The sequence below is a fragment of the Acinetobacter sp. BHS4 genome (genome assembly GCF_018454425.1).
In the GTDB taxonomy this organism is placed as follows: domain Bacteria; phylum Pseudomonadota; class Gammaproteobacteria; order Pseudomonadales; family Moraxellaceae; genus Acinetobacter; species Acinetobacter pittii.
Genome location: NZ_CP075323.1, coordinates 2374051 through 2389307 on the forward strand (window position 1 = coordinate 2374051; position 15257 = coordinate 2389307).

The window sequence follows — 15257 nt, forward strand, 5'->3', positions numbered from 1 at the left end:
GATTTCTCCTTTTAGAAACGATGCCGACACTTACCAGAAGGTCGACATCATCCATGATCAGATTGTTTACTTAGCGCCGCACTTACCGTCAGCGACTTTTTTATCTGCACCGCACTTGCCGTCCGCTGCTTTTTTGGTTGCTCCACATTTACCATCAGCTGCTTTTTTATCTGCACCACATTTTGCTTCGGCAGACTTTTCGTGGTTTTTCATTTTGCTAGCACCGCATTTTGCTTCACCGCATTTTCCATCTGCTGCTTTGGTTGCATGTGCTTCGGTTGTTGTATGGGTTGCTGCTACCGCCACTTGTGTAGCGCCAGCAACTGAAAGTGCTAATAATGCCGCCACTGAAGTCATTGAGTTGAGTTTGTTCATTTTAGTATTCCTTTAAAGATAAATTCTCGGTTTGTACATTTGTACGTATAGTTAGACGGACGAAATCCTTTTTTATTACACCGTAAATAAAAATTTTTTTATGTAAGAAATACAGTCTTTATCCGACTAATTAATATTCAATCGCATCGGATGTGAAATTATCATGAAGAATTTTATTTATGGCTTATCTCAATATTATCAAAAACTGGGTAAAACTCTACAACATGCGGACGGCATCGCAGCTCTGGCTCTTCGATTGTATTTAGTTCCTATATTTTGGATGGCAGGCACAAATAAATTAATGCACTTTAATGACATTGTAGAATGGTTTGGCAACTCAGATGGAGGTTTAGGACTTCCCTTTCCGTATGTAATGGCATTACTTGCAACAACGGCGGAGCTAGCAGGTGCAATACTATTAACATTTGGCCTCTTTACTCGCTTAATTAGTATTCCCCTCATGATTACCATGTTGGTTGCCATATTTACTGTCCATATACCAAATGGATGGCAAGCGATTGCTGATCCAAATGCACCCTTTGCAAACATGCAGGTCTTGGCCTCGGCTGAAAAGTTAGAGAAAGCTCGTGAAATATTACAAACCTACGGCAATTATGATTGGCTCACTTCCAGTGGTTCGTTTGTAATTTTAAATAATGGAGTTGAGTTTGCCGTTACGTATTTAGTCATGCTACTCGCACTGCTTGTTCTTGGGGGCGGCCGTTATTTCAGTTTAGATTATTGGATTAAAAAGAAACTGCTCTAATTAATCATTACGCCAACAATCCTACTGACAGCCATATAGAACATCTTTTTCCTAGTGTGTGCCATGTCTGGTTCATGACACACAATCAATATTGAGGCAATTTGGTCAAACCAGAAGCTGGTATCAAATTATCGAACTCTGACAAAAATAATATCTAGGTCTTTTTTAGGTACAAACTTAGTCTTTGTCATTTGAAATTGAGTTGGACTAATCTTTTTAACTGGCCCATCCCAACAAAATGAAACCAGTTCATCCTTATCACGCTCAATAGTGAGCTTAAAGTTTTCAATTGGCTTTGCCCAATTTGCACCCGTCGTTAAAATATAGCCCAAAGCACTAAACGGCGAATTTTCTGCACTGGCTTTTTTTAAGCCCTGCTTAAATTGTTTATCCATACAAAATTGCTGGTTATATTCATCTGGATAGAGAGCTACAGAGCCACCGACCAAAGGTTTATATTCATGATGAATCTTAGTCAAACTATTGGCTTTAAAAGTCTGCTTCCAACTATAGATCACTTGAGATGACCACGGAATCACATCATCTTTTTTAAATTTGGCCAAAATTTTCTGTATTTGCGGCTTATTACATTGTTTTAGCTTATCTACATAATATTCATAATCATAGTTAGTACGAGTCCATGGATTTAGCATGTCTTGTTCACTAAAACCACATTGCTTAAACTCATCTGTTGCATCAATCAGTGGAGATTTTTCATCTTTTTGAATAAAGGTTCTGACATGCATCTCCGGTTTTATATTTTTACCATCCACCACAATTTTAAAACTTTTTAAAAGCTGTTCGGTGTGAGCAAAATCAGACTCAAAAAAATTATCAATGCGTGGTAACGGAAATAAGATCGTTTCCGTTACGTCTTTATTGCTTAAGTTTTTATAGAGGTAGTCGACCTTAATCAGTTTTTTACTGATGAATAGATCTTCACTTTGCATGGCAATCTGTGAGTTTTTAAGATATTGAATCCCACCTGTACCCACGTAACCCGTAGAGTCATTGGCTAGACTATAGGTAGATAGTGAAGCTAAAACAGCAAAGGTTAATACAAACGTTTTCATTTTAAAGCGCTCTGTCATTTTCTAATTATGAAATATCGATCTGTAATAAAGCATAACTGTTTAAGCACAGATGCGGTTAGTTTTTTAGTAATGACTTATATCGCTTTAAATCTAAAAACTTTAATGAAAACTTAGCTTTTGTCTGGTCATCTTTTTAGGCACACTAATTTTTCCAATAAAGTTGGTTAGCCATAAAATGCATTCATCACGATGTTCAAAGTGAGGCATCAAACTAAGGTCAATTTTTATATCTCTATCTGCTAAAGGCAAACTCAAGCAATATTCAAAGTCAATCGACTTATATTTTAACTTTAGGTCTTTTTCTTGGGCCTGTTTTTTGATTTCCGCCATGATGCGGTTAAGGTTAACAATCAAATTATTTGAAATTTGATTATTCTCATAGACACGTTCATAGACGTTTTCAGCAACGTCAATGTATTTTATAAGCTCTGCATTTTCATTCATATCGTTCACTTTCTCTTTTTTTAAAGATTATGAACTGCTAAATGTTTAATTGCGTTACTTGGTACTTTAGTAATGTGAAAAATGTATTTTTTACTTTACCGACAAATATAATTAAGCAATTGATATTTATTAAAAACATTTTTTATTTTCATATTTATATACATTTAAGACTTTTGTTGAAGTTAAATTTTTCTAGTTATCACAATTAAGTAATGATCAATTTTAAGTCAAAAAAAAACCGCCCCAGAAGGCGGTCGCTGAATTTAAACCAGCAGATATAGAAGTAAGGTGGACGTTTACTTCTATATTCTTTTATGAAGGAGTTTTATTAGTTTTAATAAAATCCTCAGATTTAAAATAATTGATAATCATGTCTGCATGCTCTTCTTTTGGAGGAGCAACAGTGACCGGAAACGCATCTTTCGACATCTTAAAACCTGGTGGTAAAAAGTGCGAAATTGGCGGTAACTTTGGTTTTCCACCTTCTGTGATTCGCTCAATAAATCCAGCTAACCAAAGAAGATATTCACCTTCATTTACGAACTTTGGCATAACACTCAGATCAATTTGAACTTTGCATTCACTTAACGGTTTCGTTAAGTTTTCTTCAAAGTCGATATAGTTGAACTTGAGCTTAAACTCAGTTCCTTTGATGGCTTTTCGAATCTGACTAATTAAACAGTTAAGGTTCTGAGTAATGTCATCAGTGAATAAGCTATCTTTTTTTATATTTTTATAAACCTTTTCGGCTACAGCTAGATACTTTGGCATTAACCTCTCTCCGTACTATTGTTATAAAGTTCTGATCTATGAATGTTTTCTGTCTTTGATTATGCTTAAAGTAGTGTAATTAAAGGTAGCCTTATTAGAGTGGTTTGTAAGTAGTTAGTGCTTTATGTAAATTGCACCATAAAAACTCTTAAAAAAATTAAGGTTTTGATAACTCATCCGCAAAAATGCATGGTTGAATAGAGATAATTAGAAACATTTATTTTCATATTATTTTTACCATTTGGTAAAATTAATATATTTTCATTTGCTTATCTCGTCTTACCAGCCCTAAAACAGCTCGACGCACTCGTATTTCTTCTTCAGAAAAAGGTAAATGTTCGATGAGCTCGTAAATTGAGAGAGAATTATTTTCAATCAAGAAACAGTCTTGCTCTGTTGTCCAATTAGACGTAGTCAATTCAGTTTGTTTTAAATAGCGTTTCATATTTCCTAGCAGACTTGTTTAAACATACAAAAAGCCTGCCTTTAGGCAAGCTTATATTTCAGATTTTGAATTGGTGATTATTATAGCAGTCTATAAATGATATGTTCAGTTAATATTGTAGCTGCCCTAACTAAACATTATAAAAAAAAGCCCACTCACTGTGGGCTTCTTAATGGTTATTGTGCGGCGTTTACCCCAACAATAAACTGACTACAATTAGAGCCTTCAGATGCATTGCCTAATTGTTTTTCAGAGAATTTAAATTTAGAGGCAACTGACTCGTAATCTTTTTTAAGGGTTTGGCCAGTTAACTCTCCAAGCTCTTTGACTTGTTCTGGTTGCAAGATGCCATGTTCAACCGCTTGATTTACCATGACACAGGCTGTGGTCATCGCGTCATAACGCGCAGCAGTTTTAGAGTAACCTAGAGCACCAATTACGCCACCAACAACTAGACCAATAATTACCGCTAAAGTTACGTGCATTTTATTCATTTTTTAAATACCTAAAAAAATCTAACTAAACTAAAAAGGAACACTTCAAAAGATTGTGCTCAAGCCCAATTAGGATAGTCGCCTTTATAGGTTATAAAAAGTTAGATTCTGTCACATTTATTGATAGATTGAGTGAAATGCGTTTAATCAGTTCAAAAGGAAAATATCAGACCTTCCTAATTCTCTTTCGTTTTTTGCTTGGCACTTCTAAAGGAATTGCCACCTTACCTGTACCTAACCCACGGAAAAAATAATTAATGATATATAAAAATAACAAGCCAAAATAAAAAATAGGAAATATACTAAATACAGTTATGATGATTTCCCATATCATCACTCCGACTCTGTAATTATACCCCAATACTATAAGCCCTCCTCTACGTCTGGGTCTCTGCTGAGTAATATCATCCTCAATAAAGTGAAAAATTCCGATAATAAAACATAGGGCAAATAAACTTGAGACTAATGTTTTTTTGATTAAGGGGTTCTCTAACCAAGGGTATTTTTTTGAAGATTCAAATTCGGCTTTAAAAAATATTTTATAAATTTCCTCTTGATACGCTTTATTAACCCCATATTTTTTAATAAAAAAATAGGAGATAACACAACCAACAAAGAACATGACTATGGTTATGTAAATGCTATAAAGAATCGTAAAAAACGGTAATGGGCCTTTCGTACCAACAGTCACATGCATAGTTTGTGTGATGTATTGATATAGCTCGTAGTGCCATTCATTTTTAGGATAAGTAGGAAATACAAATAAAGGAATAATAAAAAGAATAGAACATAGAGCTATAGTTCCTTTGTTCTCTTTACTTTTCAGTGCAATCGTAGAAAGAAAATTTTTAGAAGACATATCTATATTTTACAATTTGGAATCATGTGCTTAGCTTTATAAAACTCATCAAAAGCCTTCATATCATTTAACCATGGAGAGATAGTTTCCAGATTACGTTTATTAATATTTTTTGATGCTAATAGCCTTGGTGAAGAATAATTTTTCTGCTGAATTTTTTGATTATATTGTTGTACAAACATAAGCTTTAAGCATAATCCTCGAATGCCCTTATTACCAAAATATGAATACTCAGAATATTTATTTAAGACATCTTTCATCTCTTTATGTTCACCATTCCAAACATAAAATGAGCTTAATCCATTCAAATCGTTAATGTATATCTCATCATTAATGGAGTTTAACTCTAGCCCTTCTTTTAAAATAATACTGTTTATTTCCACTTCATCAGATAAGTCCATCCAAAAAAAAGAAGCCATGACTTCTTCTGAAAATCTTATTCTGGCTTGCTCTGTATCCTTAGGATATACAATAAAAAAATAATACAATCCTAGAAAAATAATAAAACCTAATATAATAGAAAGTAATCTCCAAAAATTAGTACCTTTTATAATATTCATAACAAGCCATTCATTTTATTTAATATCTTGTGAACGCACTTTACTTTATGTTTTAGATGAAATCAAAAGAAGAGAGAGAGAAAATTTCTTTGAATGAAATATATGCTCACCTTTTTAAATTTCTTTGTTTGTGCCCTTTCCTGTTTAAAAGAGCACTTTTTTTAAATACTTTATTAAGATATTTCTAAGTCATTAAGGTAAAAATGGCTTTGTTAGAAACACAAATCCGACAGAGAAAAAAGCATTATCATGATGAGACATTTGGTTGCCGTAACTTGCGTTTAATTGAACAAAATCTTTATAGACCATGTATCGAAAACCTGTTTGGTAAAAGGCATCATTTCGGTCATTACCATATACTTCGGCAGTGAACGTTAATGGGTTAGCAAGTTGTGTTTCGGTTCCAATTCCCCACGTGGTTTGATTTTTATGTGTGGTATTTTCACGTAACCATCCCATATTGGCATGGATTAAAAATTTATCATCCAAAGTAGAAAGACTTAAAGGAACATTAACCGTCCAATCTTTCTTTGAAGAATCCTTAGTATTGATTTGAGTGCCAAAAGAAAAGCCGATTCCCCAATCATTTGTTTCTAAAGGTTTTAATAAGGTCTTGCCTTGTAGAGTTGCATAACTGACATGCTCAGTATCATCATTTACTCTCCCCATCCCTACAGCAAATTCAAAATTGCCACCAAAATTACAGGCTGGTGTTGCCCAATATTCTTTGCTGTCAGAGTTATGCTGTGCCCATGTTTCTAGCTGACAAGTTTTTGGAGAAACAAGAGCGGCATCGTCAACAACCATAGGTCGTCCACTATAGCTTGCATTAGATAATGTGAATAAACAGAAACCAGAAATAAGTGAGCGTTTCTTTAAAGTAAATAACATTGGCATCACTCCCATAAGTCATGGAGCACATGCAAGTACTGCAACCCAACATGATTAGATCATGGGTTAATAATAGGAATGAAAAGATGAAAATAAAAAAACCTCTTCTTGCATCCACAAAAAGAGGTCTGTCAGGACTTCAGTGGATACTTAGACTATTACCGATCGACTACTGTCACTCGAACAAGTACTCACATTGAAGCTCCTAAAAATTAGTTGGGCGGATTCTAAAATTCCCGTTGTTAAATATCAAGTTAAAATTTCATGACAATCTAAGCCATAGAAAACTGCTTATTTTTGCTCGGTAAGATGCTGAGTTACCGCATTAAAAAATAAACTTTTTTCATTATCAAGCTCAGCAGAAGGCATCGCGGTTTCCCACGTGCTCCACTGCATCATAACAATCTGGTCTTTAGGGTTAATGGCTAACATCTGCCCAAAAATACCCAGTCCCCAGAAAGTTTCATCAGAATTTTGTGTACTTAATGGTAAACCTTTTTTTGCATGTGAGTTCCACCATTGAAAACCATATATTCCTTTTGGATAGTTTTCTGAGACAGAGCCTTTCGCTTGATTCCATTTGGTCGCTTGTGCTGTCCAGCCATCAGGTAACATCTTGTCGCCATTAGAAACACGTCCTTCATTCAATATAAATTGTCCGAAACGCGCATAATCACGTAACGTTGCATTAAACCCATGGCCCCCCATGTCAACTTGATTGCGGGTATACGACTGCCAAACACCTTCTCGCTCCATACCTACCCGTTTCCAGACGTTATCTTCTAGGTATTTAGCAATATTCTGATGTGTTGCTGCTTCTAAGACTTTACCCACCAGATATGCCCCACCTGTGCTATATGACCATACCGTTCCCGGTTCATATTTCGCTTTCAGGTTTTTCACATTTTTATAGACACAAGCATCTGGATTATTAGCTGCCTCACAGTAGGTCATTTTTGCAAAATCTGAAGTTGGATCTTTATAGTTTTCATTCCATTCAACGCCTGATGTATGCTGCAAAAGCTGTTTTAAGGATACTTTTTCCCAAGCAGTTCCTTTCAAATCTGGTAAGTATTGAATGATTGGATCATCTACTGATTTGATTTTACCTTGTTGAATAGCAACTCCAATTAATGTTGCTACAATAGACTTTGCAACTGAACGAGAAGTCCATAAAGTCGTTTCATTGTTCCCTTGTCCGTAATATTCATAAGCAATTTTGCCATCTTTTAATACAATCAGACCTGCAACACTTTGATTTTTTAAGTAGTCATTTAAATTATAATTTTTGCCATCTACCGAGTAATGGATATCCTTATTTTTAATGCTGTTCTTTAGTTTTGGAAGTGCCAGCACGTTTTTCTTATCAGGATGAAAAACACTGCCATCATAACTACGGAATGTATTTCGAAAGCCCACCACCCTTTGCTGTTGCGTCCATGTCAACATATCATGTGGGTCAGGTAATTTTTTATCCACGATCGTTGGACAATCCTTTAGTTCCAACTGCTGACAGCTATATTCAGCACAAGCGACACTACTGACGAATAGACCAGTGAACAGTAAGCTAATTCTTGTAATCTTCATCTCTTTTTTCCCTTAGTAGAGCTTAATTTGAGTGACTAAACCGACAATCACATTGCTATTGAAGGCTTTTCCTGTAGAGCGGTAGTAGTTATCTGGATTCCAGATGTATTGTACGAATGGGCTTAGAGTTAGGCGTTTGTAATTAATATCGGTATCTAAAGAAAGAAAAGAGGTTGTTTTATTATTATTACCATTAATTTTCTCTGTCATTAAAACATAATCATCATTAAGTTGAGACTGACCGAACTTCACGCCTAAATGATTCTTTCCTTGATTAATTTTATAGCTTAATCCTAATTCCCAATAATTTTTATAAGGCTGATTTTTCTCATCAATATATGAGTAAGCACCAAATACTGTTGGAATATTCTGATTATTAAAATCATGGTTAAACCTAAAATTCAAACCATCTGTACCATTATATTTTTCTTGAGTATAGGCATTACGATATTCAGAATTATTATAAAAATATAATAACTCTGCTTTAGTGTTTTTATCTTTATATCCCACACCATATACTTGGGTGTAACCTAGTTGATGATGAAAGGAAAAATCTAATCCTTTTTTCTTATAGACATAATCATCTGTGTTGACCTCAAAAAGCCCTGCATGCATATAGATAAGGTCTGATAAATTATATTTGGCATAACCGCCCCAATACGCATAGTTAGTCGGCAATGAACCCATTGCCCCTTTAATCGGGTCAGTACACAACAGGATATTTTGACAATTGTTATAGAGGAAATATCGTCTTAGATTGGTACGCCCAACGGACGTATAGAGTTTTTTATCATTCCAATACTTATCCCAAGTCAGCAAACTGAGTTGGGATGAAGCCAAATCATTGGCAGCAATTGCTCCACCGACATAACTTCCTACTCCGCCAAACCAATTGTTTGAGGTATTTAACTGTGCATCATCATTTAAACCATTAAACACATATTGTGCTTTTAAAACCCCAAAGTCATGGCTTTCATTCGCCAATTTAATTTCAGTATTTAAAAACAAACCTGCTGAATTAGTAAAATTGTCATCTACAGCACTTTCTTGGCTATACATCGCTAAATCAATAAAATTAGCTGTAAACTTAAAATTATCTTTTAAGTTAATTTCTGCATTTGTACTCATACTATATAAAAGCACGAGTGTACCTATACATCCTTGTTTAGATATATACATAGAATCCTTTCCTTTAAATATGACCAACTATTTTCCAAGTCTTCGATTTTCTAATTAATGACTTGGAAAAATAATTATTTTCACTCAATTTAATATTTATCAATTCTGATATCTTTTGAATATCCTCCACCACAAATTAATAAATTATATTTAATAAATATCGATAATTTTTGGCTTACTTATTTATTTCAGCCCCATTTGATAAATCTGATTTCAACATATTTATATTGGTTTGACTTGTGTGCGAATGACATCAATCTTGTCTAAAAATGACATACTATTTTTTAATACTTAGGCTATTAGATAATCGAATAAGCTTCTTATTAATTTTTAAATATCAAAAACTTAAACTACAATGATTATAGTTATATCTTTTAATTCAAATAAATAAAGGCTTGAATCAGATCAATTCAAGCCTCTTTGGTTTCAGACAAGTGATAAATATATTGTTAACTTAAAAGATCTTTCTAAAAAGCTTCTACTTATTTTAAAAACTCTTTCACAGTTTCTTGCATACTTGTCGTTGCACGGCCAATGAGCTGATGCAGATCTTTGCTATCACTATATAAACCGTCTTTAGATACGCCTTCATCCGAATCTGCCAATATATGAGCAAAGCCTTCAGGTACACCAACCTGTACTAAAAGTGCTTTATATTCTGCTTCAGGTAAATCTTGATAAGTTATATCTTTTTTAGTGATTTCGCTTGTCCATTTTGCAACATCATCAAGCGTATAACTTGTATCACCTGCCAGTTCATAAATCTTATTTTCATGCCCGTCTTGCGTTAATACCACAGCGGCCGCAGTTGCATAATCTAGACGTGAAGCAGAAGAAATTTTACCGTGATGAGTTGCCCCAAAAATTTTGCCATGCTCTACCGCTTGTTTAAGACCCATTGCATAATTTTCGTTGTACCAGTTATTACGTAATAACGTGTAGGGAATATTTGATGCTTTTAAATATTGTTCAGTTTCAACATGTTCTTGTGCAAGTAAAAGTGGTGTTACATCTGCTTTTAATAAACTTGTGTAAGCAATAAATTTTACATGTGCGAGTTTTGCTGCATTAATAATATTTTGGTGTTGTACCGTACGTTGACCAATTTCATTTGATGAAATTAATAAAAGCTTATCAATACCTTGTAGTTGCTCTGAAAGTTTTTCTAAGTCATGAACATAATCAAAAGGACGAACTTCTACCCCTTTTGAACTTAAATCTATAGCTTTTTCTGGATTACGGACTAATGCCACAATATTTTTTGCTTCGGTCCGTTCAAGTAATTGAGAAATAACGAATTGACCAAGTTGACCTGTTGCACCAGTAACTGCAATACGCATGGTGATCTCCATCTGATGTAGTTGAAATATTTCAATCATCGTAGTATCTTCACTTACTAAAAGTAAGTACTTACCTAAAAGTAAGTTCAGCATTAAATGTAAACTTTTGTAATGCAGGTAATGAGCAATGAAAGGTCAGGTTTTTGCAGCAGATTGTCCATCTAGAAAAATTTTATTGACACTAACAAGCCGTTGGAGTGTTTTAATTTTAGTTGCACTACGTGATCAACGTTTACGCTTTAATGAATTAAAAAAAATAATTGATGGCATTAGTGAAAAAATGCTGGCACAAACCTTAAAGTCACTTGAGCAAGATGGTTTTATTTATCGTCAGGATTATGCCGAAGTGCCCCCTCGAGTAGATTATCAATTAACGGACTTTGGTCGAGAAGCTTCCGAACGCCTTTTTGATTTAACTGATTGGCTTGAAAATAATATATCTCGGTTATTAGAAAAGCAGCCTCGTTCAGACTTAGTTTTATAAGCAAATTTCAGCATATTTAAACTCGCTTCACGACTGATATATCTTCATCTAACTTTGATCAGCAAACGTAGAGTCCGACTCTATCATATAAACCCCAACAAAAAACACTCAAGCACTCTCTCCCGCTCGATTGCCACATCCGAGCTTAAAAGCTGAATAATTGCACCTTCAATCATATATAAAAATAGCTTAGCGTCTTGAAAGGTAGCATCGATTTTGAGTTTTATAAGCTGGCTATAAATTTCATTAAGCAGCCATGTTCTATATCTCACTGCCGTTATATAGGCTTTTGGATAGGCCAGTTTAGTTTCAAAAATTGCTTTAAATAATAGGTAATACATCCCCTCTAAATCGGCGTGTAGGTAATAAAGTTTCTTGAGTTTATCCTTCACGTTTGTACCTTGGTCGTACTGAGCAATTGAAACTACTTTTTCTTTTAAACGTTCTTTTTGTACGATCAAACAGATTTCAACAAATCGCTCTTTAGAGTGAAAATAATTATAAAAAGTGGCTTTCGGAATTTTTGACTCTTTCACGATTCGGTCGACTCCAACCGTATGAAATCCGTGATGGTGAAATAAATCAATCGACTTATTGATGACTTGTATGGCACGTGTTGAGAGAACTAAATTTGGCATAGTCTTACCGTTATAAAATTATTGTTGTTTCTAAATGAGATACTTTTTTGGGAGAAAAAAGGCACAGCAAAGCCCGTAAGACTGTGCTTGGCACATCTCAAGTTTTATTGTTGATTAAGTTTTAAGACGAAGTAATTTAAAGCCTGAAAACCTTACGGCGATCAAACTGCTTTAAAAGTTTAAGCTGTGTCGTTATAACTTTTGGCAAAGGCTGCCAAGAAATAATGGATGTGCAAAGCCAACTCCTTTTTATTGGGAGTTCTGCCAGACATTAGAATTATGGTGGCAGAACGAAAGGGGTTCGCAGACTGGTCAAACGAGGCCAGCACACCCGAAGGTGTCCCCCTCCGTTCCGCCATAGAGGGGGCACGAGGGCTCAACACTAAAAGTATGAAACTTTTAATGCTCGTTTGATTCGGTCTGCGACAACCGACTGGCAATGTAGGCCAGCAGGCAAAGAATAGTGCCCAACCCCTTTGCAGTCAAGCACACAAAATGACATTTGCTTTAAAATAGATCATTAAAAAGTAAGGATAAATAATGAGGAAGTTATTGTTAAATTGGGGTTTATAAAACGTCTATCAATCAAAGCTCTATCGAGGTCTTAAAAGAGAAAACTTGCAAAAAATCATCTATAATAATATTTTAGAGTAATTACTCTAAAATGAGATCTAATAATGAAAACTAAAAGAATTGGTTCGTATCACTGGATGCAAGCTACCAATGGTCAGCTCAGCTTCAAAGATAAAATTAAGTTAATTCAAAAAATTATACTGCCAAGTGTTATGGCTTCTATAAAAATAAATTACTTTCGATTCAAAACTTCTCATGATTTTGATATTGATCAGATCGTAATACCAGATAGTCAAATGGTTAAAGTCGCGCTTGATGAGCTCGAAACTAAAGCAAGTATATCTATCTATAATCATTCATGGCGAACCTATTTCTGGGGAGCTGCCCTAGGCCATATACAAAAACAGCAATTTGATGATGAATCACTTTTAATAGCCTCACTTTTTCATGATATTGGCTTAACTGAGCAACATATTCATAGTAAAGGTTGTAACTGTTTTACCTATGAGAGTGCTAAACAATTTGAACTAAAGGCCAAAGAACATAACTTTGATGAGAAGAAAAGTGAAATCATTAAAGATGCTATCTGCTTACATATGAACGGCTATATAGATCATTCTGACCCTGCAGAAATTACGCTATTACAGCAAGGTGCATCCTGTGATGTGATTAGCGATGGTCTATATAGAATTCCCCTATCTTTTAGAAATGAAATTCTAGAAAAATATCCTAGAAAACAATTTAATAAAAAATTTATTGAGCTTATTGATTTAGAAAGTAAGAATGTGCCAAATTCTCGAACTAGTTTATTAAGTAGTCTTGGTTTACCGCTCATGATTAAGTCAAATTTATATAAAGAGTGAATTTAATTTGAGCTATTAATCGTACAAAACCTATTAAGTCTCAGCTTGAAAGTTGAATCGATTAAGCATTTACAACATATTGATCTAGATTCTTTAACGCAAAATGGATCACCTGAGAAAGCTCTTCTTGCGAATATCCATCTCTTGCCTGAACTGATAGCCCATGCAGAACAAGCGCGTAATATTGCCCTAAGGTTTTAGGGTCAGCCTCTGCTACCAATTGTCCGTCTGATTTTGCTTGAACAAATCGATCGACCAGACTTTGGCCCCGTGCAATACGCTGTGCTTTCATCCATTCCAAAACAGCTTGGTTTTCTTCACCTAATACGCTCGCTGCCGACACAACCATACACCCATACGAATGGTTGGCTTGCGTGTAAAGCGCTAGTGCATCTGCAAATAGTTGACTGATTGCATCCTTAATATTTTTTTGCTTTAAAGCATTTAAGGCGAAATTACCTTCATTTTTTTCGTAGTGATTTACAGCTTCTCTAAACAAAGCCTCTTTCGAGCCAAATGCTTTATAAATTCGAGCAGAGGCAATACCCAAAACTTCAACTAAATCTGACATGGATGTACCTTCATAGCCGTGAAGCCAGAAGAAATCTCTCGCTTTTACGAGGGCTTCTTCTCGATCAAACTCTCTTGGTCTGCCAGCCATAATGACCCTTTATCAAATTTAGTACCTCTTTTCATTATTATTCGAAAAAAATATTTTCACAAATAAATCAATGAGATTTATTAAAAATAGTCTCCCTTTGTTTTGATTTTCAAATAAAAAGTTGTTTTTCTCAAAAATTAAGCCTATTGTTTGTCGATCGACAACTAATTAGGTTTTATTATGAAAACCATCAAAGGCCCAAGTATTCATCTTGCTCAATTTAGCGATGATGTTTTCCCGTTTAACCGTCTAGAAGATATTGCTGCTTGGGTATCAGACCAAGGATTTGAAGCGGTACAACTTCCCGCTTGGGATAAGCGTTTATTTGATGTTAATTTGGCAGCAGAAAGCCAAGATTATTGCGATGAAATATTAGGTACTTTAAGCAATCATGACTTAAAAATTAGCGAGTTAACGACGCATATCTTTGGGCAGTTAATGGCTGTGCACCCTGCTTATGACTCAATGTGCGATAACTTTGCCCCATCTCATTTGCATGGTAATTCAGAAGCTAGAACCGAGTGGGCAAAACAACAAATGCTCGCTTCAATTCAAGCATCTGCCCGCTTAGGTCTTAAAGATATGGGGACATTTTCAGGCTCTTTGGCATGGCCTTATGTATTTCCATTTCCACAAAGACCATCAGGACTCATCGAAACGGCGTTTGATGAATTAGCACGTCGCTGGCTTCCTATTTTGAATGCTTGTGATGAACATGACGTCAACCTTTGCTATGAAATCCACCCCGGTGAAGATTTGCATGACGGCATTACATTTGAAATGTTTTTAGAGCGGACTCATAACCATCCACGTTGCCATATTCTTTTTGACCCAAGCCATTTTGTTTTGCAACAACTGAACTATCTGGAATATATCGATATCTATAAAGATTTCATTCGCATGTTTCATGTTAAAGACGCCGAATTTAATCCAACAGGCCGCCAAGGAATGTATAGCGGCTATCAAAGCTGGGGAAATCGAGCGGGTCGATTCCGTTCTACGGGTGATGGTCAAGTTGACTTTAAAGCGATTTTTTCAAAGTTAGCGCATTACGACTACGAAGGCTGGGCCACATTAGAGTGGGAATGTTGCCTCAAAAATAAAGACGATGGCGCACGTGAAGGTGCCGAGTTCATTAAGCAAAATATTATTCATGTTACCGATAAAGTGTTTGATGACTTTGCTGCTGCCCCTGTTAATCAGACTCAAATTAATCAGCTATTGGGTATTTAA

18 protein-coding genes are annotated in these 15257 nt (G+C 35.1%); 4 read left to right on the forward strand and 14 right to left on the reverse strand.

What is annotated here, in order from left to right:
- Positions 1–66: 66 nt before the first annotated feature.
- Entirely contained in the window at positions 67–375 is a 309-nt protein-coding gene (locus tag KIP84_RS11285; RefSeq protein WP_004642275.1) for a hypothetical protein, read from the reverse strand.
- Positions 376–538: 163 nt separating this feature from the next.
- Here KIP84_RS11285 and KIP84_RS11290 point away from each other — a divergent pair, with 163 nt between their 5' ends.
- Positions 539–1141, forward strand: a complete 603-nt coding sequence (locus tag KIP84_RS11290; protein WP_174725351.1) for a DoxX family protein — start codon at positions 539–541, stop codon at positions 1139–1141.
- A gap of 128 nt (positions 1142–1269) precedes the next feature.
- Here the strand turns inward: KIP84_RS11290 and KIP84_RS11295 are convergent, their stop codons facing one another.
- The 11 genes from KIP84_RS11295 to KIP84_RS11345 form a co-directional block, all read right to left on the reverse strand.
- On the reverse strand, positions 1270–2214 hold the full coding sequence (locus KIP84_RS11295; protein WP_213688510.1) for a DUF4424 family protein: 945 nt from the start codon (positions 2212–2214) through the stop codon (positions 1270–1272).
- Between the two features lie 120 nt (positions 2215–2334).
- The gene (locus KIP84_RS11300) at positions 2335–2679 is read right to left on the reverse strand and encodes a hypothetical protein (protein WP_005070094.1); all 345 of its coding nucleotides are present in this window, start codon (positions 2677–2679) and stop codon (positions 2335–2337) included.
- A 312-nt stretch (positions 2680–2991) separates the two neighbouring features.
- Positions 2992–3450 carry a hypothetical protein gene (locus KIP84_RS11305; RefSeq protein WP_017387211.1) on the reverse strand — a complete coding sequence of 153 codons (459 nt, stop codon included), beginning with the start codon at positions 3448–3450 and terminating at the stop codon, positions 2992–2994.
- A 250-nt stretch (positions 3451–3700) separates the two neighbouring features.
- Complete coding sequence (locus tag KIP84_RS11310) at positions 3701–3895, reverse strand: hypothetical protein (RefSeq protein WP_068563151.1); 195 nt, start codon at positions 3893–3895, stop codon at positions 3701–3703.
- Positions 3896–4071: 176 nt separating this feature from the next.
- Entirely contained in the window at positions 4072–4389 is a 318-nt protein-coding gene (locus KIP84_RS11315; protein WP_213688511.1) for a hypothetical protein, read from the reverse strand.
- A gap of 166 nt (positions 4390–4555) precedes the next feature.
- Positions 4556–5248: a hypothetical protein gene (locus KIP84_RS11320; protein WP_213688512.1), complete on the reverse strand. Its 693-nt coding sequence runs from the start codon at positions 5246–5248 to the stop codon at positions 4556–4558.
- Between the two features lie 2 nt (positions 5249–5250).
- On the reverse strand, positions 5251–5808 hold the full coding sequence (locus KIP84_RS11325; RefSeq protein WP_032038331.1) for a hypothetical protein: 558 nt from the start codon (positions 5806–5808) through the stop codon (positions 5251–5253).
- A 192-nt stretch (positions 5809–6000) separates the two neighbouring features.
- Positions 6001–6705, reverse strand: coding sequence for a hypothetical protein (locus tag KIP84_RS11330; protein WP_108008354.1), 705 nt, complete (start codon positions 6703–6705; stop codon positions 6001–6003).
- A 285-nt stretch (positions 6706–6990) separates the two neighbouring features.
- Positions 6991–8286: a serine hydrolase gene (locus KIP84_RS11335; protein ID WP_213688513.1), complete on the reverse strand. Its 1296-nt coding sequence runs from the start codon at positions 8284–8286 to the stop codon at positions 6991–6993.
- A 12-nt stretch (positions 8287–8298) separates the two neighbouring features.
- Positions 8299–9465 (reverse strand): carbohydrate porin, encoded by a 1167-nt coding sequence (locus tag KIP84_RS11340; RefSeq protein WP_213688514.1) that lies wholly within the window; start codon positions 9463–9465, stop codon positions 8299–8301.
- A gap of 482 nt (positions 9466–9947) precedes the next feature.
- Positions 9948–10805: an SDR family oxidoreductase gene (locus KIP84_RS11345; protein ID WP_032003269.1), complete on the reverse strand. Its 858-nt coding sequence runs from the start codon at positions 10803–10805 to the stop codon at positions 9948–9950.
- Positions 10806–10932: 127 nt separating this feature from the next.
- Here KIP84_RS11345 and KIP84_RS11350 point away from each other — a divergent pair, with 127 nt between their 5' ends.
- Positions 10933–11289: a helix-turn-helix domain-containing protein gene (locus tag KIP84_RS11350; RefSeq protein ID WP_032003267.1), complete on the forward strand. Its 357-nt coding sequence runs from the start codon at positions 10933–10935 to the stop codon at positions 11287–11289.
- 83 nt (positions 11290–11372) lie between these two features.
- Here KIP84_RS11350 and KIP84_RS11355 read toward each other — a convergent pair whose 3' ends face one another.
- A complete protein-coding gene (locus KIP84_RS11355; RefSeq protein WP_213688515.1) occupies positions 11373–11927 on the reverse strand; it encodes a TetR/AcrR family transcriptional regulator in 555 nt (184 codons plus the stop codon).
- A 677-nt stretch (positions 11928–12604) separates the two neighbouring features.
- Here KIP84_RS11355 and KIP84_RS11360 point away from each other — a divergent pair.
- Positions 12605–13363: an HD domain-containing protein gene (locus KIP84_RS11360; RefSeq protein WP_213688516.1), complete on the forward strand. Its 759-nt coding sequence runs from the start codon at positions 12605–12607 to the stop codon at positions 13361–13363.
- A 61-nt stretch (positions 13364–13424) separates the two neighbouring features.
- Here the strand turns inward: KIP84_RS11360 and KIP84_RS11365 are convergent, their stop codons facing one another.
- A complete protein-coding gene (locus KIP84_RS11365; protein ID WP_213688517.1) occupies positions 13425–14024 on the reverse strand; it encodes a TetR/AcrR family transcriptional regulator in 600 nt (199 codons plus the stop codon).
- Between the two features lie 180 nt (positions 14025–14204).
- Between KIP84_RS11365 and KIP84_RS11370 the strand changes: the two genes are divergently transcribed.
- Positions 14205–15257: a sugar phosphate isomerase/epimerase family protein gene (locus tag KIP84_RS11370; protein ID WP_213688518.1), complete on the forward strand. Its 1053-nt coding sequence runs from the start codon at positions 14205–14207 to the stop codon at positions 15255–15257.